General features: G+C 59.5%; 16 protein-coding genes, 1 pseudogene and 1 riboswitch. Of the genes and pseudogenes, 10 read left to right on the top strand and 7 right to left on the bottom strand.

The window, feature by feature from the left end; all coding sequences use genetic code 11:
- The first annotated feature begins 2 nt into the window (after positions 1-2).
- Genes NAV33_RS05815 through NAV33_RS05805 form a run of 3 tightly spaced genes read left to right on the top strand, consistent with a single transcriptional unit; the run spans position 3 to position 8,741 of the window.
- Positions 3-7,229 (top strand): Hpt domain-containing protein, encoded by a 7,227-nt coding sequence (locus NAV33_RS05815; RefSeq protein ID WP_255978171.1) that lies wholly within the window; start codon positions 3-5, stop codon positions 7,227-7,229.
- The gene (locus tag NAV33_RS05810; RefSeq protein ID WP_255977834.1) at positions 7,222-8,274 is read left to right on the top strand and encodes a chemotaxis protein CheB; all 1,053 of its coding nucleotides are present in this window, start codon (positions 7,222-7,224) and stop codon (positions 8,272-8,274) included. Before NAV33_RS05815 ends, NAV33_RS05810 begins: the two co-directional genes overlap by 8 nt.
- Positions 8,271-8,741, top strand: coding sequence for a chemotaxis protein CheW (locus NAV33_RS05805; protein WP_255977832.1), 471 nt, complete (start codon positions 8,271-8,273; stop codon positions 8,739-8,741). Before NAV33_RS05810 ends, NAV33_RS05805 begins: the two co-directional genes overlap by 4 nt.
- 88 nt (positions 8,742-8,829) lie before the next feature.
- On the opposite strand, the gene NAV33_RS05800 is transcribed toward NAV33_RS05805, so the two are convergent.
- Both NAV33_RS05800 and NAV33_RS05795 read right to left on the bottom strand, forming a co-directional pair.
- Positions 8,830-9,546, bottom strand: a complete 717-nt coding sequence (locus tag NAV33_RS05800) for a 16S rRNA (uracil(1498)-N(3))-methyltransferase (RefSeq protein WP_255977830.1) — start codon at positions 9,544-9,546, stop codon at positions 8,830-8,832.
- A 94-nt stretch (positions 9,547-9,640) separates the two neighbouring features.
- Complete coding sequence (locus NAV33_RS05795) at positions 9,641-11,047, bottom strand: adenosylmethionine--8-amino-7-oxononanoate transaminase (RefSeq protein WP_255977828.1); 1,407 nt, start codon at positions 11,045-11,047, stop codon at positions 9,641-9,643.
- A gap of 167 nt (positions 11,048-11,214) precedes the next feature.
- On the opposite strand from NAV33_RS05795, the gene NAV33_RS05790 reads away from it, so the two are divergent.
- The 5 genes from NAV33_RS05790 to adeC all read left to right on the top strand — a co-directional run bounded on the left by NAV33_RS05790 (position 11,215) and on the right by adeC (position 18,318).
- Positions 11,215-11,769: a cytochrome b gene (locus NAV33_RS05790; protein ID WP_255977825.1), complete on the top strand. Its 555-nt coding sequence runs from the start codon at positions 11,215-11,217 to the stop codon at positions 11,767-11,769.
- 21 nt (positions 11,770-11,790) lie between these two features.
- Positions 11,791-12,363, top strand: coding sequence for a YceI family protein (locus NAV33_RS05785; protein WP_255977823.1), 573 nt, complete (start codon positions 11,791-11,793; stop codon positions 12,361-12,363).
- 240 nt (positions 12,364-12,603) lie between these two features.
- Entirely contained in the window at positions 12,604-13,728 is a 1,125-nt protein-coding gene (locus NAV33_RS05780) for an efflux RND transporter periplasmic adaptor subunit (RefSeq protein ID WP_255977820.1), read from the top strand.
- A gap of 25 nt (positions 13,729-13,753) precedes the next feature.
- Positions 13,754-16,891, top strand: a complete 3,138-nt coding sequence (locus NAV33_RS05775) for an efflux RND transporter permease subunit (protein ID WP_255977818.1) — start codon at positions 13,754-13,756, stop codon at positions 16,889-16,891.
- The gene (gene adeC, locus NAV33_RS05770; protein ID WP_255977816.1) at positions 16,888-18,318 is read left to right on the top strand and encodes an AdeC/AdeK/OprM family multidrug efflux complex outer membrane factor; all 1,431 of its coding nucleotides are present in this window, start codon (positions 16,888-16,890) and stop codon (positions 18,316-18,318) included. Before NAV33_RS05775 ends, adeC begins: the two co-directional genes overlap by 4 nt.
- A 95-nt stretch (positions 18,319-18,413) precedes the next feature.
- Here adeC and NAV33_RS05765 read toward each other — a convergent pair whose 3' ends face one another.
- The 4 genes and pseudogenes from NAV33_RS05765 to NAV33_RS05750 form a co-directional block, all read right to left on the bottom strand.
- Positions 18,414-20,243 carry a DEAD/DEAH box helicase gene (locus NAV33_RS05765; protein WP_255977813.1) on the bottom strand — a complete coding sequence of 610 codons (1,830 nt, stop codon included), beginning with the start codon at positions 20,241-20,243 and terminating at the stop codon, positions 18,414-18,416.
- Between the two features lie 234 nt (positions 20,244-20,477).
- Positions 20,478-21,329: a methylenetetrahydrofolate reductase [NAD(P)H] gene (gene metF / locus NAV33_RS05760; protein ID WP_255977811.1), complete on the bottom strand. Its 852-nt coding sequence runs from the start codon at positions 21,327-21,329 to the stop codon at positions 20,478-20,480.
- A 72-nt stretch (positions 21,330-21,401) separates the two neighbouring features.
- Positions 21,402-22,811, bottom strand: coding sequence for an adenosylhomocysteinase (ahcY, locus tag NAV33_RS05755; protein WP_255977809.1), 1,410 nt, complete (start codon positions 22,809-22,811; stop codon positions 21,402-21,404).
- Positions 22,812-22,834: 23 nt separating this feature from the next.
- Positions 22,835-22,920: riboswitch (S-adenosyl-L-homocysteine riboswitch) on the bottom strand.
- Between the two features lie 170 nt (positions 22,921-23,090).
- Positions 23,091-23,210: pseudogene (locus NAV33_RS05750) on the bottom strand (sodium:proton antiporter); the annotation flags it as partial.
- Positions 23,211-23,369: 159 nt separating this feature from the next.
- Between NAV33_RS05750 and NAV33_RS05745 the strand changes: the two are divergent.
- Entirely contained in the window at positions 23,370-23,804 is a 435-nt protein-coding gene (locus NAV33_RS05745) for a hypothetical protein (RefSeq protein ID WP_255977807.1), read from the top strand.
- A 72-nt stretch (positions 23,805-23,876) separates the two neighbouring features.
- The gene (locus NAV33_RS05740) at positions 23,877-24,323 is read left to right on the top strand and encodes a c-type cytochrome (RefSeq protein ID WP_255977805.1); all 447 of its coding nucleotides are present in this window, start codon (positions 23,877-23,879) and stop codon (positions 24,321-24,323) included.
- 24 nt (positions 24,324-24,347) lie between these two features.
- Here NAV33_RS05740 and NAV33_RS05735 read toward each other — a convergent pair whose 3' ends face one another.
- Positions 24,348-24,728 carry a DUF1090 family protein gene (locus tag NAV33_RS05735; protein WP_255977803.1) on the bottom strand — a complete coding sequence of 127 codons (381 nt, stop codon included), beginning with the start codon at positions 24,726-24,728 and terminating at the stop codon, positions 24,348-24,350.
- Positions 24,729-24,758: the final 30 nt, after the last annotated feature.

Here is a 24,758-nt window from a genome sequence, read left to right as displayed (position 1 = left end):
CTATGGGTGATCGGCACGATTATGTCGCCCTGGAGTGGGTGAAAGGCGAGATTGCCGAAACGCTAAAGCAGGCGCGGCAGGCTTTGGAAGCGTTCGTCGAAAACCCGCAAGACTCGACGCGGATGCGCTTCTGCCTGACCTACGTGCATCAGGTGCATGGCACCTTGCAGATGGTTGAATTCTACGGCGCCGCACTGCTTGCCGAAGAAATGGAGCAGCTTGCCCGTGCTCTGCTGGACGAGCGTGTCGCCAGCCAGGCAGAAGCGCTTGAAGTGCTCATGCAGGCGATTCTGCAAATGCCGGTGTATCTGGATCGCATCCAGAGTGCTCGCCGCGATCTGCCTATGGTCGTGCTGCCGTTGCTCAATGACCTACGTGCCGCGCGTGGCGAGAAGCTGCTCTCGGAGACCAGTCTGTTCTCGCCTAACATGTCCGCTCGTCTTCCGGCACTTTCGACCGAATTTCTGGCTCAGCGGCAAACGGCTGATCTTCCAAGCTTGTTACGCAAGTTACGACAGATGCTGCAAGTTGCGTTGGTCGGGGTTATCCGCAATCAGGATATGCCAACCAACCTGGGCTACATGGCGCGAGTTTTCGCTCGCCTGGAAATGCTCTGCAAAGACGCGCCATTAGGCGCGTTGTGGCAGATTGCGTCGGGCATAATCGAGGGATTAGCCAGCGGTGGCGTCGTTAACAGCCCCTCGGTCCGTACCTTGTTGCGCCAGGTGGATAAGGAGCTCAAGCGTCTCGTCGCGCAGGGTGCGGACGGTATCAACCAGGCTGCGCCTGACGAGTTGATCAAGAACCTTCTGTTTTACATCGCCAAGGCGCCCGCACAATCTTCGCGGATCCAGGCCTTGAAGGCCAAGTACAGCCTGGACGACGCACTACCCGACAGCACCGTGGTCGACGAGGAGCGAGCCCAGCTGGCGGGCCCGGATCGCGGGGCCATGCGCTCGGTTGTAGCTGCATTGTGTGAAGAACTGGTTCGGGTAAAGGACAGCCTGGATCTGTTTGTACGCAGCGATCGAAAGGGATTGGCCGACCTGAGTGCGCTACGGGCACCGCTCAAGCAGATCGCCGATACGCTTGCAGTTTTGGGCTTCGGCCAGCCCCGCAGGATCGTTCTCGATCAGATTGGTGTGGTCGAAGCTCTGGCGCAAGGGCAACAGCAGCCCGATGATGCTGCTCTGATGGATGTGGCAGGTGCACTGTTGTATGTCGAGGCGACACTGGCCGGCATGGTTGGTGGCACGTCTGACGAGCAAGGCGAAGAGAGCCACCTTCCGACTACTGATGTTGCGCAGATCCATCAACTGGTCATTCGTGAAGCGCGAACGGGCCTTGAGCAGGCTAAGGACGCCATTATCGAGTTCATTGCCTCGCAATGGAATCATCAGCATCTGGCGCGCGTGCCCGAGCTGCTGACTCAATCGCGTGGCGGGCTTGCGATGATACCGCTCGCGCGGGCCGCGGCGTTACTGGACGCTTGCAACCGCTATATTCAGGAGCAACTGCTCGCGCAACAGGCGATCCCTGATTGGCAAAGCCTAGATACGCTCGCCGATGCGATAACCAGTGTTGAATATTATCTTGAGCGCCTAAGCGAAGACTGCGGCTCGCAGGGTGATCTGATTCTCGATGTGGCCGAAGAGAGCCTGCAGGCGCTGGGCTACCCACTACGTGAGCAACCATCGACTGTCGGTAGCGAAGAGGTCGGTTCCGCTGCGGACGTCGAGCTGTCCGATCCGCTGAATGAGATAGAGGTTCTGTTGCCGGAGCCAGCGTTGGACTCTCTGGGCACTAAGCGCTTGGATCAGGACAATCTTGAGCTCGAGTCGAGCGTTCCATCCGATGCAGAGCCGTCGACCGACTCGGGATTGGGTGTGGATTGGAGTGTCGAGCAAGACGGCGGTACCGACGAACAACATCACGAACGATCCGCCTCGCCGGACGATGTGTTCGAGCTATCCGAGGCATCGTTTTCGCAAACGACCGCCACCGAAATTAATGACCTGACGGTGGTATCCGACGACCAGGGTGCCGATGAATCGCTCGGCTACTCGGTGGAGTGGAGCGAGGCTGAAATGGCCGAGCTGAATATGCCTGAGGTCGTGCTGCCGGAGCTGGCGGAGCAGCCAGCTGCCGCCGAACCCGCGATGAGCTTGGACGACGTCATGGCTGCCCCGATCGTCGCGATCAATCCGCCCGCGCAGAATGTTCCGCCGAGTTTGTTGCCACCTCCTGAGGGGGAGGAGCCGGTCGATGACGACCTGCTCGAAGTCTTCATTGAGGAAGCCGCCGAGGTACTCGAAACCATCGGCGAATACCTGCCCCGATGGTGCGCCGACACTTCTGACAAGGATGCGCTAGGCGAAGTACGGCGAGCTTTCCACACGCTCAAGGGCAGCGGCCGCATGGTGCGTGCGCTGATTATCGGCGAGCTGGCCTGGTCTGTTGAAAACTTGCTCAACCGCGTCCTCGACCGCAGCATTGATGCAAGCGAGCCGGTAAAGAAACTAATCGCCGACGTCGTCGCGCTCATGCCGGCATTGGTTGAGGAATTTGCTGCCAAGGCACAGCGTCAGCGCGACGACGTCGATCGGTTGGCGGCCGACGCCCATGCACTGGCCAAAGGGCAACCTATAGATCCTGATCCGCAGGGCGGCGTCAAAGTCAATTCGCTGGCGATGCAGGAGCACCCCCCTGCCGATGATGTGCTGGATCCACAGCTGCTAGAAATTTTCCGCAACGAGGCGGAGTCCCATCTCACCACTTTGGTCGACTTTCTAGCCGACTGCACGCAGCGCCTTCCACAGCCGGTGACCGATGCATTGCAGCGTGCTCTGCATACCCTCAAGGGAAGCGCACATATGGCCGGAATTCTGCCGGTCGCAGAAATTGCCACACCGCTCGAAAAGATGGTCAAGGAGTTCAAGGCCAATCTGATTCCAATGAATCTGGCCGAGGCGGAACTTCTGCATGCTGCAGAACAACTGCTGCGTCGAGGACTGGAGAACCTCGAACGTGAAGCGCTGGCACCCATCGAGGGCGCCGATGACTTCATCGCGCAAGTGCATGCACTGCATCAGACTCGCCTGGCGGGCGAGCGTGGCGAGAACGAACACGGCGAGCCACGCGACCCTGGCATGATCGCACTGTTTCTGTCGGAAGGCATGAACATCCTGCTGGACGCTGAAGATCTTTTGCGCAGCTGGCGTGAGCACCCGGCCGAGCGCCAGGAGTTGACTGCATTGCTGGAGGAGCTGACGACTCTCGGACTCGGTGCGCAAATGGCCGATCTGCCGCAGATCGACGCGCTCTGCCAGGTGTTGCTCGATTTGTATGCCGTAGTACAGGACGGCCGCCTTGCGGTCAGCGCACGTTTCTTCGATGACGTCGAGCAAGGTCATGAAGCGCTGGTTGGCATGATGGATCAGGTCGCCGCTGGGCTGCAGGTCACTGGCCAGCCTGAGCTGGTCGCTCGCCTCGAGGATCTGCTTGCCCAGGCAATCAACCCCCTGACATACGAGCTACCGGGCACCGACGCATATCAGGAAGATCCTACCGTTGCTGCGGTTGATGAGTTTTCGCAAGGTGCTCTCGAAGCCGAAGCCGAAGCCGAAGCCGAAGCCTGGCCTGCCGCGTCCGAGCCGGAGCACGACGAGCAGGACGAGGAAATGGTCGAGATTTTCCTCGACGAAGCCGTTGACCTGCTTGAAAGCGCCAGTGGCGCGCTAGAACGCTGGCTGGGCGACCCTGCCAACCAGCTGGCTCTCTCTGCACTGCTACGTGATCTGCACACCCTCAAGGGTGGTGCACGGATGGCTGAAATCCGTCCGATCGGCGATTTGGCGCATGAGCTCGAAACGCTCTATGAAGGTCTTTCAGACGGTCGTTACGTTCATACCAGCGATCTCGCCACGCTGCTGCTTCGCAGCCACGATCAGCTTGCGGTGCAGCTGGAGCAACTTCAGGCACACAAGCCAATGGATGGCGCGGCCGAGCTCACCGAGCGCATTCGTGCCTATCGTCAAGGCGTCACTCCGCCTTTCGAAAGTGATGTTTCGATGCCCGATGAAACAATAACTGCCGGCGTCGTAGCGCAGGGCGTCGAACCGTTCGCCGGTGAACCCGGCGCATCGGAATTGCCAGGCTCGACCGATCATGACGGGCTCGTGACCGAAGGGATGGCTGGTCAAGTCGATGCAAATTCAGCCGATGCCGATGCCGATGCCGATCAGGCTGAAGCCGAACAGCGATTAGGCGATGCCTTGATCTCCGAACCAGAAATTTCGGAAGAGGGCGCGGAGCCGGTTGAAGAGTGCGGCGCTGAGGCAGAGGAGTCTGAGCATTTCGATATCCAGGCGCCGCCAGCGGTAGCGGAGTCAGCCAACGTGGGTGCCGGAAGCTGGGAGGATCGTGATCCCGAACTGGTAGAGATATTTCTCGAAGAAGGCTTCGACATCGTCGAGCGTGCCGGTATGTCGTTGCAGCGCTGGATGGATGATGTTGACAATACCTTTGAAGTCGAAGCACTGCAGCGTGATCTGCACACCCTTAAAGGCGGTGCGCGGATGGCGGACATTCGTGAGATTGGCGATCTTGCGCATGAATTGGAGTATCTGTACGAGGGATTGTGTGCCGGCAATTACCGGGCGAGCCCGACGCTTTTCACCCTGTTGCAGACTTGTCACGACCGGTTGGCGGCGATGCTCGATGCGGTGCGCTCCTATCGCGAGCTGCCGAGCGGTCTGGACCTGATCGAAACCATTCGGCGCTTTCGGGCGAATCCCGAAGAGCAGTTGAGCATGCCGAGTAGCGTCGCGCTGAGGGCGGCGCAAGATGCTGCTCAGGACGCCGCTGAAGTCGAGATTCTGGACATTTTCGTAGAAGAAGCGGATGACCTTCTGGAGGAAATGGAATCCGCGCTGGGTCGCTGGGAGGCCTCGCGTGACAGCGCCGCTCCACTGGTCGACATGATGCGCATTTTGCATACGCTCAAGGGCGGTGCACGCCTGGCGGCTCAAGGCTGCCTGGGCGATATGGCGCATGACCTCGAGCAGCGCCTTAGCGATGCCCAGCAGCAGGGCGCACCCTGGACGGACAGTTTGTTTGTGGATGTACAACGCGGTTATGACGCGTTGCTTAAGGAAGTCGAATCGATGCGCTCCCGGTTGGCGAGCGAATCTGATGCGAGCTCAGCCGGGCATTCGCCAATGAGTCTCCCGGAGCCGCAATCCGACTCGCCGATAATCATTCTCGAAACCCCGATCGTTGCCGCCAGCGCCCAGGCGCCAACGGCCAACGCTTCGGCTAAGGTGTTGCCTTTCATACGTCGCGCCGAGCAGGCTGCGCTGGACGCCGCGTCACGTCGTGCGCCGCAGGAGCTGGTCAAGGTACCTGCCGATCTGTTGGAAGGATTGGTTAACCTGGCGGGTGAAACCTCGATTTTCCGCGGTCGGGTCGAGCAGCAGGTCAGTGATGTCGGTTTCACGCTGGGCGAGATGGAAGCCACCATCGAGCGGGTTCGTGATCAGTTGCGACGACTGGACACCGAAACCCAGGCGCAGATTCTCAGCCGCTATCAGGCCGAAGCCGAGCGTGCTGGATACGATGACTTCGATCCGCTGGAAATGGACCGCCACTCGCAACTCCAACAGTTGTCCCGCGCTCTGTTCGAGTCGGCCTCCGACCTGCTTGATTTGAAAGAAACCCTGGCCGCGCGCAACCGCGATGCTGAAACCTTGCTGTTGCAGCAGGCTAGGGTCAATACGGAGCTTCAGGAAGGTCTCATGCGCACGCGCATGGTGCCCTTCGATCGGCTGGTGCCGCGGTTGCGCCGCATTGTCCGTCAGGTTGCCGGCGAGCTGGGCAAACAGGTCGAATTCCATGTTGGCAACGCAACGGGCGAAATGGATCGCAGCGTACTTGAGCGTATCGTCGCGCCGCTCGAGCACATGCTTCGCAATGCCGTGGATCACGGTATCGAAGCCGTTGCCAAGCGTGCCGCCGCAGGTAAACCTGAGCAGGGCAACATCCGCTTGGATCTGACGCGCGAAGGTGGGGACATCGTCCTTGCACTAAGCGACGATGGAGCGGGCATCAATCTTGACGCAGTGCGTCGCAAGGCAATTGAACGCGGCCTGACGGTTCCCGGCGGAGACCTGTCGGACCATGAGGTTTTGCAATTCATTCTTGAGGCAGGTTTCTCCACCGCCGAACAAGTAACCCAGATATCAGGCCGCGGCGTCGGTATGGATGTGGTGCACTCGGAGGTAAAACAGCTCGGCGGTTCGATGAGCATCGAGTCGAAGCTCGGCAGTGGCACGCGCTTCCTGATCCGTCTGCCATTTACCGTATCGGTCAACCGTGCGCTGATGGTGTATTCAGGTGAAGACCTCTACGCGATTCCGCTGAATACCATCGAAGGTATCGTGCGTGTGTCGCCTTATGAGTTGGAAGCTTACTACCAGCCGGGCGCCTCCCGCTTCGAATACGCTGGGCAGACTTACGAGTTGCGTTATCTGGGAGAGCTGCTGAACAACGGTCAACGGCCGAAACTGGTCGGCCAGAGTCTGCCCCTACCGGTGATTCTGGTGCGTTCGAACGAGCACAGCGTGGCGGTGCAGGTCGACAGCCTCGCCGGCTCGCGCGAAATCGTGGTTAAGGGCTTGGGTCCGCAGTTCGCTACTGTACCGGGCATCTCCGGTGCAACTATCCTGGGCGACGGTCGCGTGGTGGTGATTCTGGATCTGCTCGCGACAATTCGTGTGCTGCATGCACATCTGCTCACGCAGCAGCAACCGCTGCGCCTGCTTGGTGAAGACGAACCGGGCGAGGTGGAGGTCGATCGGCCTATGCTGGTCATGGTGGTGGACGATTCCGTTACCGTGCGTAAGGTAACCAGCCGTCTTCTCGAGCGGAACGGCATGAACGTGCTGACCGCCAAGGATGGTGTCGACGCCATCACCCAGCTGCAAGAGCGTAAGCCGGACGTCATGCTGCTGGATATCGAGATGCCACGTATGGACGGTTTTGAGGTGGCAACACTGGTGCGTCACGATGAGCATCTCAAAGATCTGCCGATCATCATGATCACATCGCGAACCGGCGAAAAGCACAGGGATAGAGCAATGGCTATCGGTGTGAACGAATATCTCGGCAAGCCGTATCAGGAATCCCTGCTGCTCGAGACCATTCAACAATTGGTCAAGAGCCATGAGTGAGATGGCTGCGGCACGCATCGGCGTTATCGCCGACACCTCGCTGCAACGACATGTCCTGCAGCAGGCATTGAGCGCCAATGGCTATCAGGTAGTTCTCAACAGCGATCCTGCACGGCTGCAGGAAGCGGACTTGGAAGCGCTCGAAGCCGACCTGTGGCTCGTCGATCTGGCGCAGACTGAGGATTCGCCACTGGTCAACGCGCTGCTCGAACGCGACCACTGCCCGGTGCTGTTCGGCGAGGGGCATGCCCCGGAGCGTCACTCCGAGCATTATCCGCGCTGGGAGCGGCGTTTGTTCGGCAAACTGAAGCGACTTGTAGGTGATCCCTCCCGGGTCGTTGGTCCACGCCTCGAGGTTCTGCGAGACGAAGAGCACCGCCCCGCGCGCCTGGAGCTGCCGAGCAGCCTAGTAAACGCCAGTTCGGTAGTTGGCGAACCGGCTCGTGAGGTCTGGTTGCTGGCCGCATCTCTGGGTGGTCCCGAGGCAGTGAAAGCATTTCTCGATGCGTTGCCAAGCGGACTGCCGCTTGGCTTCGTATATGCACAGCATATCGAGGCAAGCTTCGAGTCGGCGTTATCGCAAGTGGTGGGTCGTCACAGCCAATGGAGCGTCAATCAGAGCCGCGAGAACGACGCGATTCGCTGTGGGGAAGTCGTGATCGCGCCCATCGGCCAAGAGATGGGGTTCGGCAAGGATGGCACCATGCTGCTTAGCGGACGTAGCTGGCCCGAGCCCTACAGCCCATCTATCGATCAGATGATGCTCAATCTGGCTCAGCAGTTTGGCAGCCGTTGTGGTGTCATTGCCTTCAGCGGCATGGGCAGCGACGGAAATGCTGCAGCCGCTTACGTGTTGCGCCAGGGTGGCAAAGTCTGGACCCAGCGTGCTGAGTCCTGTGTCTGCTCGAGTATGCCGGATAGCCTTCGCGAAGGCGGTTATAGCTCCCTCAGTGGGGACCCGCGCGAACTGGCCCAAGCCCTGGTCAATCACCTAACGCAACAGGCTTGCCAGCCCGCTGCGGCTCTGCAACTGGATACCCCATGAGCCAATCTGTTGTTACTCAGGAAGCCCCAGCGAGCATTACCGGCCTGCTGGTTCCATTAGCCGATCGCACGCTGCTGCTACCCAACGTCGCCGTTGCGGAGCTGATCCCCTACCGCGCGCCGCAGCCTGCTCAGGGAACGCCGTCCTGGTTTCTTGGCCAGGTACCGTGGCGAGACCTCACGTTGCCGCTGCTGTCATTCGAGGCGGCGTCCGATGGTCATCCCGAAACGGGTCCGGGAGCACGAGTGGCGGTTCTGAACGCCTTGGGCGGCCGCGATCATGTGAAATTCATCGCGTTGTTGGTTCAGGGCATTCCCCGCTCAATCAAGGTCGATCCAAGCCTGGCTCGGTCAGATGTCGCGCTGGCGCCGCTGGAGCTGGAAGCGGTCAATCTAGGCGACGTCGAGGCGCGAATTCCGGATATGGTCGCGCTGGAGCAGAAGCTGGCAGACGCCGGGCTGATCTGACGATGATAAAGGCAGCCGCAGGACTCAAATGCAAGCGAAAGGCCTGACCGGCTTTCGGCGCCAGCCACTGCCCTGATTTGCTTGCAGGTTAAAAATCGCCCCAGAGTTGCTGGGCCAGGCTCAACGCCACCACCGGTGCGGTTTCTGTACGCAAGACACGCGGGCCAAGGCGAGCAGGCCGGAATCCAGAGAGTCGTGCTTGTTCGACTTCCGCGTCAGTCAGTCCGCCTTCGGGGCCGATCAGAAACGCCAGTGTGGCTGGCGGTTGGTGAGCTGACAGCGGTTCGGCCACCGGATGCAGGACCAGCTTCAGCTCCGCTTCGATGGCCAGCCACTCATGCAGTGGCGTCGGTGGATGGATAATCGGAATGATGGAGCGACCGCATTGCTCGCATGCGCTTATGGCGATCTGACGCCAATGGGCAAGGCGCTTGTCAGCCCTTTCATCCTTCAAACGTACCTCACAGCGTTCACTGACGACCGGCGTAATCTCTGTGGCGCCCAGTTCCGTCGCTTTCTGGATCGCCCAATCCATCCGCTCTCCACGAGATAAACCTTGGCCAAGGTGAATCCGTAGCATTGGCTCCGGCAATCCGCGAAGCTGCTCGCGAAGTTCGACATTGACGTGCTTTTTGCCTACTTCTGCCAACTCGCCGCGGTATTCGTCGCCGCTGCCATCGAATAGCTGCACGGCCGCACCTGCCGATAGCCGCAGCACGCGACTTATATAGTGTGCAGAGGCTTCGGGAAGCGCATGAATACCGAGAGAAAGCGGGGCATCGATAAAGAAGCGGGAAAGGCGCATAAGAGCAGCTGCAAACGGCAAGTTGGAATCGGCAAGTTTAAAGCATCGACCGTCCGGCTTGCAGTTCTTGGCTGCTTGAAGCTTGCCGCCGCTATCAGCCCGGGTCGCGAAACTCGCTGGGCGCGCCCGGCACCACCGAGACGCTTACAGTTGCTCGCGTCGCGATATCGATGCCTTCGGTAGCGACCTCTGCAAGAAAGTCGATCTGCTCTTCTGTGATGGTATAAGGCGGCAAAAAGTACACAACGCTGCCAAGGGGGCGTAGCAGGGCGCCGCGCTGCAGCGCATGCTGGTAAACCTTGAGCCCGCGCCGTTCCTGCCAGGGATATGAGGTCTTGCTAATCTTGTCTTGAACCATTTCGATGGCCACCGCCATGCCGGTCTGCCGTACTTCGCCGACCTGCGGATGGTCGCGCAAATGAGCGGTGGCCTTGTTCATGCGCGCGGCGAGTGCCTTGTTGGCTTCGATCACATGGTCTTGCTCGAAAATGTCGAGCGTCGCCAGAGCGGCGGCACAGGCCAGCGGGTTGCCGGTATAGGTGTGAGAGTGCAGGAATGCGCGCAGCGTCGAGTAGTCAGCGTAGAACGTCTGATACACCTTGTCGGTCGTCAGGACCGCAGCCATCGGTAGATAGCCCCCGGTTAGTGCCTTCGACAGGCAGAGGAAGTCGGGCGTAACGTTCGCCTGCTCGCAGGCAAACATGGTTCCGGTGCGGCCGAAGCCAACGGCGATCTCGTCGAGGATCAGGTGCACCTGGTAGCGATCGCAAGCGTCACGCAGCAACGAGAGGTAAACCGGATGGTACATGCGCATGCCGCCGGCGCCTTGGATCAGCGGCTCGACGATCACCGCCGCAATCTCCGCGTGATGCTCAGCCAAGGTCTGCTCCATATGAGCGAACATGTTGCGCGAATGGTCTTCCCAGCTCATACCGTCGGGGCGCATGAAGCAATCCGGGCTGGGCACCTTGAGGGTGTCCAACAGCAACGGCTTATAGGTGTCGGTAAATAAAGCCACGTCGCCAACCGACATCGCCGCGACGGTTTCGCCGTGGTAGCTGTTGGTAAGGGTGACGAAGCGCTGCTTGTTCGGCTGATCACTGTTGCGCCAGTAGTGGAAGCTCATCTTCAGCGCGACCTCGATGCCGGTCGAGCCGTTGTCGGTGTAGAACACCCGGTCGAGGCCGGGCGGCGTAATCTTTACCAGCCGCTCGGAGAGCTCGACCACCGGCTGATGGCTGAAGCCGGCGAGCATCACGTGTTCGAGCTGGTCGAGCTGATCCTTGATGCGCTGATTGATTCGCGGATTCGCATGGCCGAATACGTTCACCCACCAGGAGCTGACCGCGTCGAGGTAGCGTTTGCCGTCGAAATCTTCGAGCCAGACACCCTCGCCACGACGAATCGGAATCAGCGGAAGCTGCTCGTGATCTTTCATCTGGGTGCAGGGATGCCAGAGTACGGATAGGTCGCGCTGCATCCAGCTGTCGTTCAGGCTCATCGTCGCTCCTTACGCGGGTGAAATCGGCGCAGCCTAGCAGAAAGCGGTCTATCGGCCTGGCCATTCAATTGATCTATCTGCATGCTCGATATTTTGAAACGAAAAATGAGATTCATTTCGATCGGTTAGTCGTTAGGCTTATCGCATCTCAAATCCGGGGCTTACCGATGCAATGGCGAAACTCATCCAGCAACTACGGCTTGGTCAGCATCGTCATGCACTGGTTGGTGGCGATTGCTGTGATTGGGCTTTTCGCGCTGGGTTACTGGATGGTGGGCCTAACCTATTACAGCAGCTGGTATCGCACTGCGCCGGATATTCACAAGAGCGTCGGGCTGCTTCTCCTCGGGCTGATGGTGATACGGGTCATCTGGCGATTTTTCAGTAGCGGCCCAGCTCCGCTGGCTAGCCATGGACGTACTACGCGCCTTGCAACCAAGGCAGGGCACGGGATTCTTTATCTTGGCCTGTTTGTCCTGATGATTTCCGGTTACCTGATTTCCACCGCTGATGGGCGTGCAATCAGCGTGTTCGACTGGTTCGAGGTGCCTGCATTGATCACATCGATCCCGAACCAGGAGGACATCGCCGGCCTGATCCACGAATACCTCGCCTGGGGGCTGGTGATTTTCTCCGGCTTGCATGCCCTCGCGGCACTGAAGCACCACTTCATCGATCGCGATCCGACCCTTAAACGGATGTTCGGCCGCGCCGATGCCTGATAGCACTCAAAGGAGAACTCCATGAAGAAAACCTTCGCTGCACTTGCTCTTGGTTCGATGATTCTCGCAGGGCAGGCCGTTGCCGCCGATTATGCGATCGATACGAAGGGCCAACACGCCTTCGTCAATTTCAAGATCAGTCATCTTGGCTACAGCTGGCTGTGGGGCACATTCAAGGAGTTCGACGGTAACTTCAGTTTCGATGCCGAGCAGCCGGAAGCGAGCAAAGTCAACGTCACGCTGCAGACCGCCAGCATCGATTCGAACCATGCCGAGCGTGACAAGCATCTGCGCAGTGATGACTTTCTCAACGTCTCCGAGCACCCAACCGCTACCTTTGAATCCACCTCGGTAAAATCCACCGGTGAGGGTACGGCTGATATTACCGGGGACCTGACGCTCAACGGCGTGACCAAACCAGTCGTGATTGCGGCTAAATTCATCGGCGAAGGCAAGGACCCGTGGGGCGGCTACCGCGCCGGCTTCGAAGGCACCACAACGCTAAAATTGAAAGATTTTGACATCAAGATGGACCTCGGCCCAGCTTCGCAGACCGTGGATCTGATCATCTCGGTAGAAGGTGTTCGTCAGTAAGCACGACGGGCATTGCACTGTGGAACGCCGGCTCTGACGCCGGCGTTCTGCTTTATACGATCATGCGGTCACGCCCATAATGCTGGCGGATGGCTCTGGAATCGCTTGATTCACGGCATTTACATTGTGATCGCTTGTTTACAGACATTCATGAATGTAAGTATATTAATCGCATTCTGCCATTCGAGTCTGCCAGGGCTGTTCTGCTCCGGCTCTGTCTGTTCAACGAGGTCTCTCTCCATGTCAATCAAGCCAGCCAGTGCTGCTCTGATCACCATCTTCGCTGCTGCTTCTCTGCTCGTCGGTTGTCAGGAAGAGGCCGCTGCGCCCGCCGCCCAGCAAATTCCCAAAGTCGGCTTCGTAGCACTTGAAGCCGAGCCGTTTGCGCTTACCACGGAACTTCCGGGGCGGGCACAGCCGTTTCGTATCGCCGAGGTGCGCCCGCAGGTCGATGGCATCATTCAGAAGCGTCTGTTTACCGAGGGCAGCGAGGTCAAGGCTGGCCAGCAGCTCTATCAAATCGACGATGCGATCTATCAGGCCACGTATAAGAGTGCTCAGGCCAGCCTCGCATCGACCAAGTCCCTCGCTGATCGCTACGCATTGCTGGTTGAAGAGCAGGCGGTAAGCAAACAGGCTTATGACGAGGCTCGCGCTGCCAACTTGCAGGCCGAGGCGGATCTGGAGCGCGCGAAAATTAATGTGCGTTATACCAAGGTGCTCGCGCCCATTTCCGGACGTATCGGCCGCTCGGCCGTTACCGAGGGCGCGCTGGTCACCGCAGGCCAGGCCCAAGAGCTGGCAATCATTCAACAGCTCGACCCGATCTACGTCGATGTCACCCAGCCAGCACGGGACCTACTCAATCTGCGTCGCGATCTGGCCGAAGGGCGGCTACAAAAAGCCGGTGAAAACGCTGCAAAAGCGACCCTGATGCTTGAGGACGGAAGCACATACGCGCATGAGGGCAAGCTCGAATTTTCCGAGGTGTCAGTAGACGCCGGAACGGGCTCGGTTGTGCTGCGTGCGGTTTTCCCGAATCCGGACAAGATATTGATGCCAGGCATGTTCGTCCATGCGCAACTGGTCGCAGGAGTCAAGAGCGAAGCTATTCTCGCACCGCAGCAGGGCGTCACCCGGACGCCGAGCGGTCAGGCGACTGCATTGGTGGTCAATGCCGACAACAAAGTCGAGGTGCGTCAGATTACTGCATCGCGCGCCGTTGGCAATCGGTGGCTGGTCAGCGAGGGGCTCAATGCCGGCGACCGCTTGATCACCGAAGGCCTACAGTTCATTCGCCCAGGCGTCGAAGTCGAGCCCGTGCCTGCTACCAACGTTGCCGCTGCCCAGCCACAGGTCCAGTAAAGGCTGAGCCAAGGATAATCACCTAATGTCTAGATTTTTTATCGATCGGCCAATTTTCGCCTGGGTGATCGCTCTAGTGATCATGCTTGCCGGCGGGCTGTCCATTCTCGGGCTGCCAGTCAACCAATACCCGAGTATCGCACCGCCTGCAGTGGGTATTCAGGTCGCCTATCCGGGCGCTTCCGCCCAGACCGTGCAAGACACCGTAGTCCAGGTCATCGAGCAACAGCTCAACGGTATCGACGGTTTGCGCTACATGTCTTCGGAAAGCAACTCCGACGGCAGTATGAGCATCACCGTGACCTTCGAGCAGGGCACCAATCCGGACATCGCACAGGTTCAGGTGCAAAACAAGCTGCAGCTAGCCACGCCGCTATTGCCGCAGGAAGTCCAGCAGCAGGGCATTCGGGTAACGAAGGCAGTCAGGAACTTTCTGATGGTTGTCGGTCTGGTATCGACCGATGGCAGCATGAATCGGGCCGACCTATCGGACTACATCGTGTCCAACATTCAAGACCCGATCTCAAGAACGCCTGGCGTTGGCGATTTCCAAGTGTTCGGGTCGCAATATGCCATGCGCATCTGGCTTGACCCAGCCAAGTTGAATAATTTCAGTCTTACCCCGGTTGACGTGGGCAATGCGATTCGCGAGCAGAACGTCCAGGTTTCGGCCGGACAATTCGGTGGCTTGCCAGCGGTGCCTGGGCAACAGCTGAGCGCCACCATAATAGGTAAGACTCGCCTGCAAACGCCTGAGCAGTTCCGTGAAATCCTGCTTAAGGTCAATGGCGACGGCTCGCAGGTCCGCCTGGGCGATGTCGCCCGCGTTGAGCTGGGCGAGCAGAACGCCGCCATTAGTGTGCTTTATAACGGCAAGCCGGCTTCAGGCATCGCGCTCAAGCTGGCCACCGGTGCCAACGCACTGGATACGGCGAAGGCAATTCGCGCGACGATTTCCGAATTGGAGCCCTTCTTCCCCGAGGGGATGGAGGTGGTCTATCCCTACGATACTTCACCAGTGGTATCAGCTTCGATTACCGGCGTAGTGCATACGCTGCTTGAGGCCATCGTTCTGGTCTTCCTGGTGATGTACCTGTTTCTTCAGAACTTTCGCGCCACGCTAATTCCGACATTGGCGGTGCCTGTGGTGTTGCTGGGTACGTTTGGCATTCTCGCGGCGTTTGGCTTCAGCATAAACACGCTGACAATGTTTGCGATGGTTCTGGCTATCGGATTGCTGGTGGATGATGCCATCGTGGTGGTCGAAAACGTCGAGCGGGTAATGGCCGAAGAAGGCCTTTCCCCGCTCGAGGCCACGCGCAAATCCATGACGCAAATCCAAGGCGCATTAGTTGGCATTGGCCTCGTGCTGTCAGCTGTATTTTTGCCGATGGCGTTCTTCGGCGGATCCACCGGCGTCATCTACCGACAATTTTCAATCACTATCGCCTCCGCGATGGCGCTATCGGTGCTGGTGGCGCTGGTCTTCACGCCTGCGCTTTGTGTCACCTTGCTAAAGCCTATTCCTAAAGGTCATCACGAAGAGAAACGGGGCTTCTTTGGCTGGTTCAATCGCACCTTTGATCGCGGCGTCGGTGGTTATGAGCGAGGCGTGATAACGATACTGCGTCGAAAAATCCCCTTTTTGCTGCTCTATGTCATTATCGTCGTGATAATGGCTGTTCTTTTCACCCGGATTCCCAGCTCGTTCCTGCCGGAAGAAGACCAAGGCGTGCTCTTTGCTCAGGTGCAGACTCCAGCCGGGTCCACAGCCGAGCGGACTCAGCAGACCGTCGACGCAATGCGTGAATATCTGTTGCGCGAAGAATCAGAAGCGGTGCAATCCGTGTTCACCGTTACGGGTTTCAATTTCGCTGGCCGTGGGCAGAATTCGGGTATGGCATTCATCGGGCTGCGTCCGTGGGATGAGCGCGCTGACCCTGAACTGAGCGTATCCGCGGTAGCTAAGCGGGCGCAGGCGCATTTCAATACTCTTCGTGACGCCATGGTGTTCGCCTTTGCACCGCCGGCGGTCATGGAGTTGGGCAACGCGACCGGCTTTAACTTTTATCTGCAAGACCGTGCTGGCGTTGGTCATGACGTGCTCATGGAGGCGCGCAATCAGTTCCTGGGCCTGGCTGCGCAGAATCCGGCGTTGACAGCTGTACGACCCAACGGTTTGAACGACGAACCTCAATATCAGTTGTTGATCGATGATGAAAAGGCTCGGGTGCTGGGCGTATCGCTCGGTGCGATCAACGACACGCTATCGATTGGCTGGGGTTCAAGTTATATCAATGACTTTATCGACCGCGGGCGGGTGAAGAAGGTATATGTGCAAGGCGAGGCCAGCGCACGGATGAATCCCGAAGACCTGGATAAATGGTTCGTACGCAACGACGAAGGCGAAATGGTGCCATTTAGCGCCTTCGCCAGTGGCGAATGGGTTTATGGATCTCCCAAGCTGTCTCGCTACGATGGGGTGTCCGCGATGGAAATCATGGGTCAGGCCGCACCGGGTTACAGTTCCGGCGATGCCATGGCGGCAGTTGAAGAGATTGCCCAGCAACTACCGGAAGGGGTTGGCATCTCCTGGACTGGCCTGTCCTACGAGGAACGTCTATCAGGTGACCAGGCGCCAGCACTCTATGCGCTATCGCTTCTGGTGGTATTCCTTTGCTTGGCCGCACTGTATGAAAGCTGGTCCATCCCGTTTGCGGTAATGCTGGTGGTGCCGTTGGGCGTCATTGGTGCGCTGCTGGCGACCATGGGACGGGGGCTGTCCAATGATGTGTTCTTCCAGGTCGGCTTGTTGACCACCATCGGTTTGACCGCGAAGAACGCTATTCTTATCGTCGAGTTCGCCAAGGATTTGCACGAACAGGGCGTGAGTCGCTTCGATGCGGCGGTACAGGCGTGCCGTATGCGCTTGCGGCCGATCGTCATGACATCGCTGGCCTTTACCCTCGGCGTGGTTCCGCTGGCCCTCGCGAGCGGCGCTGGTGCAGGCAGCTCGCATGCTATCGGAACCGGCGTAATCGGCGGCATGCTGACGGCAACCGTGCTAGTGATCTTTTGGGTACCGTTGTTCTATGTTCTGGTGTCTTCGCTTGGCGATCGCAGGAAGACGGCTGTCGAAGAGCCAAAGGGAGATGCACAATGAACAAGTCCGTATTGAGCCTGGCGCTGATGGCAGCGCTGAGCGGCTGCTCCCTGATTCCCGAATACCAGCGCCCGGATGCGCCGACCGCTACGAGCTGGCCCGAAGGCGAAGCCTACACCAGCGCCGTCAACGGGGCTCAAGGGCAGCAGATGGATCTGGCGTGGGAGGAGTTCTTCCGCGACCCCGCGCTGCGCCAGCTGATCGGTGTGGCGCTGGAAAACAACCGAGACCTGCGCGCAGCGGCGCTTAATGTCGATGCTTATCGGGCGTTGTATCGCGTCCAGCGCGCCGACCTATTACCTGCAGTGAGCGCCGACGGCTCCGGCAGCCGCACTCGTACTCCTGGCGATCTCAACCAGACCGGGCAGGACGGTATCAGCAGCCAGTACAGTGCGACGCTCGGGGTGGCATGGGAACTGGACCTGTTCGGCCGGCTGGGTAGCCTTCGCGAGCAGGCGCTGCAGGAATATTTTGCCACCGAGGCAGCGCAGCGCAGCACGCGCATCAGCCTGATCGCCAGTGTCGCTAATGCCTGGTTGACCTTGCAGGCCGACCAGGCGCTGCTACAGGTCAGTCGCGACACGCTGAAGGCGTTCGAGGAAAGCCTCGAACTCACCCAGCGCAGCTTCGACGTAGGTGTCGCCTCGGCTCTGGAGTTGAGCCAGGCGCGCAGCGCGACCGATACCGCCCGGGTGGGCATCGAGCGTTATACCCGTCAGGTGGCGCAGGATCGCAACGCGTTGACGCTGCTGCTCGGACAGAACATTCCGGTCTCCATGCCGACCGACGACCGGTTGAAGCGTGATCTGCTGGCGACATTGCCGGTCGGCCTGCCTTCCGACTTGCTCTACAAGCGCCCCGACATCATTCAGGCCGAATACCAGCTGCGCGCTGCCAACGCGAACATTGGTGCGGCCAGAGCGGCATTTTTTCCGCGTATCAGTCTGACCGGCGCGGTGGGTACGGCGAGCAGCGAATTGTCCGGCCTGTTCGATGGTGGTTCCAGCTATTGGAACTTCTCGCCGAGCATCAGTGTGCCGATCTTCAATGCCGGCCAACTGCGAGCCAATCTCGACTATGCCGAAATCAGCCGCAATATTCAGGTTGCGCAGTACGAGTCAACTATCCAGACCGCATTCCGCGAAGTGGCCGATGGTCTGGCCGCACAGGCGACCTACATCCGTCAAGTTCAAGCGCAGCGTGACCTGCTGGAAACCAGTGAAGACTATTACCGTCTCGCTGAGCGGCGTTACCGGACCGGTGTCGACAGCTATCTGGTGCTGCTCGATGCCCAGCGGCAGCTGTTCGACGTGCAGCAGCAGTTCATTAGCGACCGGTTGGCGCAGATGGTTAGCGAAGTCAATCTGTTCAAGGCCTTGGGTGGCGGTTGGGATGCGGAGGCCGATCCGGTGCCTAGCGAAGGCTAGGATTGGTCGTCGCTGGCTGTAATCCAACTTTCTCGATCAGCAGCACCAACAAAAACGCCGCCCTTGAAGGCGGCGTTTTTTGTTTGCGTCTCGAATCAGCGATTGCGGGTTAGCAATGCTGGCTTTTCGCCGCGTGGTTTTGTTGGCAGCTGATCCAGTTGCTCAGCGCTGGGCAGCCGATCGATCTTCGATTCCTTGTGGATGATCAATGGCTGCTTTTCCTTCGGCTTGGCAGCAATGTCCTGACGAGCCCCGCCCTCATTATCGATCCGACGGCCTTCGTTCTTGCGCCGTGACTGGCCGCCGCGAGTTGACTGGCCTTGGCCTTGACGTTTGCCTTTGCCCTGAGCAGCGCCGCTTGTCGAGGCGGCGCCGCCCCCGCGCTGGCCTGCGCCGCGCGGCTGAGTGGATCCAGGCTGAGCGGGGGCTCCGGGACGACGACCACGGCCCTGCTTGTTCTGGTATGGACTGACGTAATCAACCCGATTACCGAAGTTGTCCAGATCGTCATCGAGGAACACTTCCGGGTCCCGGTCGCTGGGCAGGCGAGGCGGGCGGCTGACCGGTGCAGCCGCCGCTCCTTGTGTCGTCGAACCCTGGCTGGCATTTGCACTGCGCGGCTTGTTGCGGCTGCGGCGGTTACGATCGCGCTCTTTGGGTTCACTGCTCGATTCAGTCGTTTTCGCGGCGCGTTCGGCGCGTGGCTTACGCTCGCCGTTGCGAGCAGGGCGCGGCTGCCGTGGCTCGCGCACTTCGGGCTTCTCCGCCTCAATGGTGCTGGCGTCGAAGCCCATCAGATCGCCGTCCGGAATTTTCTGCTTGGTCATCCGCTCGATGCCCTTTAGCAGCTTCTCCTCGTCGGGCGCCACCAGCGAAATCGCTTCGCCGCTGCGTCCGGCACGGCCGGTACGGCCGATGCGGTGGACGTAATCTTCCTCGACATTCGGTAGCTCGAAGTTGACCACATGCGGCAGCTGATCAATATCCAAGCCGCGGGCAGCAATGTCGGTGGCAACCAGGATACGTACGGCGTTCGCCTTGAAGTCGGCCAACGCCTTGGTGCGAGCGTTCTGGCTTTTGTTGCCGTGAATCGCGACAGCCGGCAGGCCGTGCTTGTCGAGATACTCGGCGAGGCGGTTGGCGCCATGCTTGGTGCGGGTGAAAACCAGCACCTGTTCCCAGGCGCCCTGAGTGATCAGGTGAGCCAGTAGAGCGCGCTTATGTGAGGCAGCCAAGCGAAATACGCGTTGCTCGATGCGCTCGACCGTGGTGTTTGGCGGCGTGACCTGAATCTTCTCCGGCTCGTGTAGCAGCTTGCTGGCGAGATCGGTGATGTCCTTGGAGAAGGTCGCCGAGAACAGCAGGTTCTGGCGCTTGGTCGGCAGCTTGGCGAGGACCTTCTTGACGTCATGGATGAAGCCCATGTCGAGCATGCGGTCGGCTTCGTCGAGGACCAGAATTTCCACGTGGGACAGATCGACGGCCTTCTGGTTGGCCAGATCAAGCAGGCGGCCAGGGCAGGCGACGAGTATGTCGAGACCCTTGGCGATGGCCTGGACCTGTGGGTTCATGCCCACACCACCGAAGATCACCGCGCTTTTGAGCGGCAGATCGCGGGCATAGACCTTGAAGCTGTCGTGGACCTGGGCGGCGAGCTCACGAGTCGGCGTCAGCACCAGGACACGCGGCTGGCGAGGGCCATGGCGATGCTCACGGTCGGGGTGGCCGCCCGGGAAAAGAATTTCCAGCACGGGGAGGGCAAAGCCACCGGTCTTACCGGTTCCCGTCTGTGCGGCGACCATCAGGTCGCGTCCCTGCAACACGGCGGGAATGGCCCGCTGTTGCACTGGTGTAGGCTGGGTATAACCGGCGGCCTCGACGGCACCGGCCAAAGCCTCGGAGAGACCGAGGGAAGCAAAGGACATGAGTAATCCTGTCTGTATAGGGCGAGGCCCTGGGATGGTCATGCCTGGCTCGAATCGCGACTGGCGTGCGATCCCGTCCGGTCCTGTCGCATCGGAAGATGCTGACATCCGGGCGTAAGCCTGGCGGAAGCGCGGAGTATAACAGAGCCTGTTAACGCCGCATTGCTAGGACAGTGTGGCAGTTCGCAGGTTCATTGACCAGCTCCCTGTTTTGCAGGGAGCTGAATCGATGAATCAACGCACCAGCTTGAGATTGTCCCAGATCGCCAGGCTCGGTTCGGCCTGGTTCAACGTATAGAAGTGCAATCCCGGTGCGCCGCCGGCGAGCAGCTTCTCGCACATCTCGGTGATCACCTGCTCGCCGAAGGCCTGGATGCTGTCCATGTCATCGCCATAGGACTCAAGCTGCTTACGCACCCAGCGCGGGATCTCGGCACCGCAGGCATCGGAGAAACGCGCCAGCTTGCTGTAGTTGGTGATCGGCATGATGCCGGGCACGATCGGCGTTTCCACGCCCAGTTGGCGCACGCGCTCGACAAAGTAGAAGTAACAGTCGGCGTTGAAGAAGTATTGGGTGATGGCACTGTCGGCACCGGCCTTGGCCTTGCGCACGAAGTTGGCCAGGTCATCCTCGAAATTGCGCGCCTGCGGATGCATCTCCGGATAGGCGGCGATTTCAATATGAAAGTGATCGCCCGTTTCGGCGCGAATGAACTCGACCAGTTCGTTGGCGTAGCGTAGCTCACCGCTGGCCATGCCCATACCGGACGGCAAGTCGCCGCGCAGCGCGACGATCCGCTTGATACCAGCCTCCCTGTACAACTTGAGCAGCTCACGCAGCTCGGCCTTGCTGTCGCCGACGCAGGACAGGTGCGGCGCGGTCGGCACCTTCACTTCGCCGTCGAGCTGCAACACGGTGTTTAACGTGCGGCCGCGAGTCGATCCCCCTGCGCCATAGGTGCAGGAGAAAAAGTCCGGCTTGTATTCGGCTAGACGCCTGGCGGTCACCATCAGTTTTTCGTGCCCAGCGTCGGTCTTGGTGGGAAAGAACTCGAAGCTGAAGCTGTGGCTACGTGGTTGTGACATGAACATTCCTTTCTGCGGCAAGCGCCAGTCAGGAGCAGGCGAGTCTGCTCCTGATCACCGGCTCGGCCTCGATTAGTAGCGGTAGCTATCCGGTTTGAACGGACCTTCGACTTCCACGCCGATGTACTCGGCCTGCGTCGGTGTCAGGCGGGTGATGACGCCACCGAAGCCCTTGACCATTTCGGCTGCGACTTCCTCGTCGAGCTTTTTCGGCAGCACCATGACGGTGACGTTTTTGGTCTTCTCGGTAACCGGCAGGTCAGCAAACTTTTCGTTGAACAGGTGGATCTGCGCCAGTACCTGGTTGGCGAAAGAGCCGTCCATGATCCGGCTCGGGTGGCCGGTGGCATTGCCCAGATTCACGAGACGGCCTTCGGCCAGCAGGATCAGGTAGTCGTCGTTGTTCGCATCGAAGCTGCCCGGGCCGGTGCGGTGAATCTTGTGCACCTGCGGCTTGACCTCTTCCCATGCCCAGTTCTTGCGCGTGAAGGCGGTGTCGATCTCATTGTCGAAGTGACCGATGTTGCACACGACAGCACGCTTTTTCAGCGCCTTGAGCATGCCGGCGTCACAGACGTTGGCGTTGCCGGTGGTGGTGACGATCAGGTCGATCTTGCCCAGCAGTGCAGTGTCGATGCACGCATCGGTCCCGTCATTCAAGCCGTCTTTGTAAGGGGAGACCAGCTCGAAGCCGTCCATGCAGGCCTGCATGGCGCAGATCGGGTCTACTTCCGACACCTTGACGATCATGCCTTCCTGGCGCAGCGACTGTGCCGAGCCCTTGCCCACGTCACCGTAACCGATGACCAGCGCCTGCTTACCGGATAGCAGGTGGTCGGTGGCGCGTTTGATGGCGTCGTTGAGGCTGTGACGGCAGCCGTACTTGTTGTCGTTCTTGCTCTTGGTAACCGAGTCGTTGACGTTGATGGCCGGGATCTTCAGGGTGCCTTTCTTCAGCATGTCCTGCAGGCGATGCACGCCGGTGGTGGTTTCCTCGGTCACACCGTGCACGCGCTCGAGCACCTGCGGATATTTGTCATGCAGGATCTGGGTCAGGTCGCCGCCGTCGTCGAGGATCATGTTGGCGGCCCATGGCTGGCCGTCCTTGAGAATGGTCTGCTCGATGCACCACTCGTACTCCTCTTCGGTTTCACCCTTCCAGGCGAACACCGGGATGCCGGCGGCAGCGATGGCGGCGGCGGCCTGATCCTGAGTCGAGAAGATGTTGCAACTGGACCAGCGTACTTCGGCGCCGAGTGCGGTCAGCGTTTCGATGAGCACGGCAGTCTGGATGGTCATGTGGATGCAGCCAAGGATCTTTGCGCCTTTGAGCGGCTGCTCGCCGGCGTACTTATGGCGCAGACCCATCAGGGCAGGCATTTCCGATTCGGCGATGATGATCTCGCGACGGCCCCAGTCGGCCAGGGAAATGTCGGCGACCTTGAAATCGTTAAAACCTGCAGGCGTCATGACAGCGCTCATTGAAGAGTTCTCCATTCGTTTTGTGCGAATGGGCGCCGTTGATGCGTATGGTTAACGCCCCATCCGAGCCTGACAGGTCTTCATACCTGCTGCAGCGCCCCTCGGACAGGTGGCGGGCACGGCCGAACGGTGTCGGCGGTGTAAAGCCCGGCGATTATAGCCGTGACTGCGAGCAATCCCAAGTCCGTTGCAGCGCCCCTTGCTCAACGACCGTCTACGCTGTCGCGAGTACAGATATGGCGCACCATGCGGCCGGTGCTCAAGCCCTATACCCGAATCGAGCGAGATAACCATCGCCGTGGCCATGACGCCAATGGTCGGCGGCAGGCCTATGAAGCGGTAGTTGAGGTAGGCGAGTAGCGCGGAGGGGCTGATGAATATTGTCGAGAGCTCAAGCATGCGAACCCCGATTCAGCGGTTTCAAGATCGACTGCGGGGTGGACCCGGCCGCGCGCCATTGGTGCCTTTCACCAGCGCCGAACTCAACTTGCGCCAGGGCGGTCACACGAAGAGGTTCGGTGAACCTCGCCGGGCGAATGACCCTCAGGAGCTGCCAACATGAACCTCTTGTTCCGTTCTGTTCTGCTTACCATTGCCGTCGCGTTTAGCCTGCCAGTTGCCGCCAATTCCTGCTATGTCTCCGCCGAGACGTCCGGTGCAGTGCCGCCACCGGTGGTCACCGAAAAATGTTTTCGCTATGAGGGCATGGACGATAACGATATTGACTGGGTCTGCCGTGATAACGAGGCGGTCAAGAACTCGCGTCGGAAGATTGTCGAGAACTGCCCGTCTGGCCATTTTGGTGTCTGTACCGCCGCGCTGACACCAGAAACCCTCGCCAACGAGCGCGCCACTGGCACCCAGGCAACGGACACCCCAGCGCCGACAACCGTGCCTGAAAACGCACGTATCGTCACATACAACTATCAAACGACCGATCGTGCCCAGGCAAAAATCGATTGCGAAAGCGCCGGCGGTGAATGGTCGCGGTAGCCTCGTGGCGTTTGGTGAAATGGCCGGCAGCAGGGATAATCGCCGGCCGTTCAATGCCCGAGTGATTGAATCATGAAGCTGATGCCGTTGAGTTTGTCGCTGATCGCCGTTTTTGCGCTCGCGGGCTGTGACCGCATCGATCCCAATTCTCCACTCGGCAAGCGCAAGGCCATCTACCAACAAATGCTCGATACCAAGGAAGACCTCGGTGGCATGCTGCGTGGCCGTTTGGCTTTTGATCCGCAGGGCTTCGTCAGCGGCGCGGCGAAGCTGGACGAGTTATCGCGGCAGCCCTGGCAGTACTACCCGGAGGTCAAGGAGGATCAAAGCGATGCCCGCGACGATGTCTGGCAGCAGCAGGAACGTTTCAACCAGATGGCTCGCGAGCTCGAGGCGCACACTGCTGCGCTGGTGGCCGCGGCGGCTAAGGTGCCTGTGACTGCCGAAAGTGTCGCGCCGGCCTTTCAGCGTGTAGAAGATGCCTGTGAAGCCTGCCATCAGAAATTTCGCGCGTACTGACGCTTGCTTGCGGATCGCGGCCGTTTAACGCTTGGCGGCTTCCAGTTGTTTACGGGCTTGATCCAGGCGCCGCTTATGCAGCTCGATCATTTGCGCATCGCCCGTGCCCAATGCTTCGCGTAATTGCGCCTCGCGCTCGCTGGTCAGGCGAGTCGCCTTTTCTACCGCCACATGATTGGACTGTAACGGGACCATGCCGCGGCAGCGCTCGTTAAGACTCTGCAGACGCTCTTCGAGCGCTACGCGCTGGCTGTCGTCACCCTTCAGGCGGGCATCCTGAATCTGTTCTCCGATCGTTTTACGCGCATCGCGGCATGCCTCGACGGGGTTCGGGGCTGCAATGGATGCCTGGGCACCGCTAAAGCTGAGAAGCAGCAAGGTGAGGATGGTTCGCCGGGCGGACATGCGCACTCCTTTTTATTCTTAGGTTTAAGA

It is taken from the genome of Stutzerimonas stutzeri, from assembly GCF_024448715.1.
Taxonomy (GTDB): domain Bacteria; phylum Pseudomonadota; class Gammaproteobacteria; order Pseudomonadales; family Pseudomonadaceae; genus Stutzerimonas; species Stutzerimonas stutzeri_AR.
This window is presented reverse-complemented; position numbering and strand designations above follow the sequence as displayed.

Excerpts from the sequence above, each read along its gene's own strand:
- NAV33_RS05815 (WP_255978171.1), top strand. The coding sequence starts at position 3 with ATGGGTGATCGGCACGATTATGTCGCCCTGGAGTGGGTGAAAGGCGAG.
- NAV33_RS05810 (WP_255977834.1), top strand. The coding sequence starts at position 7,222 with ATGAGTGAGATGGCTGCGGCACGCATCGGCGTTATCGCCGACACCTCG.
- NAV33_RS05805 (WP_255977832.1), top strand. The coding sequence starts at position 8,271 with ATGAGCCAATCTGTTGTTACTCAGGAAGCCCCAGCGAGCATTACCGGC.
- NAV33_RS05800 (WP_255977830.1), bottom strand. The coding sequence starts at position 9,546 with ATGCGCCTTTCCCGCTTCTTTATCGATGCCCCGCTTTCTCTCGGTATT.
- NAV33_RS05795 (WP_255977828.1), bottom strand. The coding sequence starts at position 11,047 with ATGAGCCTGAACGACAGCTGGATGCAGCGCGACCTATCCGTACTCTGG.
- NAV33_RS05790 (WP_255977825.1), top strand. The coding sequence starts at position 11,215 with ATGCAATGGCGAAACTCATCCAGCAACTACGGCTTGGTCAGCATCGTC.
- NAV33_RS05785 (WP_255977823.1), top strand. The coding sequence starts at position 11,791 with ATGAAGAAAACCTTCGCTGCACTTGCTCTTGGTTCGATGATTCTCGCA.
- NAV33_RS05780 (WP_255977820.1), top strand. The coding sequence starts at position 12,604 with ATGTCAATCAAGCCAGCCAGTGCTGCTCTGATCACCATCTTCGCTGCT.
- NAV33_RS05775 (WP_255977818.1), top strand. The coding sequence starts at position 13,754 with ATGTCTAGATTTTTTATCGATCGGCCAATTTTCGCCTGGGTGATCGCT.
- adeC (WP_255977816.1), top strand. The coding sequence starts at position 16,888 with ATGAACAAGTCCGTATTGAGCCTGGCGCTGATGGCAGCGCTGAGCGGC.
- NAV33_RS05765 (WP_255977813.1), bottom strand. The coding sequence starts at position 20,243 with ATGTCCTTTGCTTCCCTCGGTCTCTCCGAGGCTTTGGCCGGTGCCGTC.
- metF (WP_255977811.1), bottom strand. The coding sequence starts at position 21,329 with ATGTCACAACCACGTAGCCACAGCTTCAGCTTCGAGTTCTTTCCCACC.
- ahcY (WP_255977809.1), bottom strand. The coding sequence starts at position 22,811 with ATGAGCGCTGTCATGACGCCTGCAGGTTTTAACGATTTCAAGGTCGCC.
- NAV33_RS05745 (WP_255977807.1), top strand. The coding sequence starts at position 23,370 with ATGAACCTCTTGTTCCGTTCTGTTCTGCTTACCATTGCCGTCGCGTTT.
- NAV33_RS05740 (WP_255977805.1), top strand. The coding sequence starts at position 23,877 with ATGAAGCTGATGCCGTTGAGTTTGTCGCTGATCGCCGTTTTTGCGCTC.
- NAV33_RS05735 (WP_255977803.1), bottom strand. The coding sequence starts at position 24,728 with ATGTCCGCCCGGCGAACCATCCTCACCTTGCTGCTTCTCAGCTTTAGC.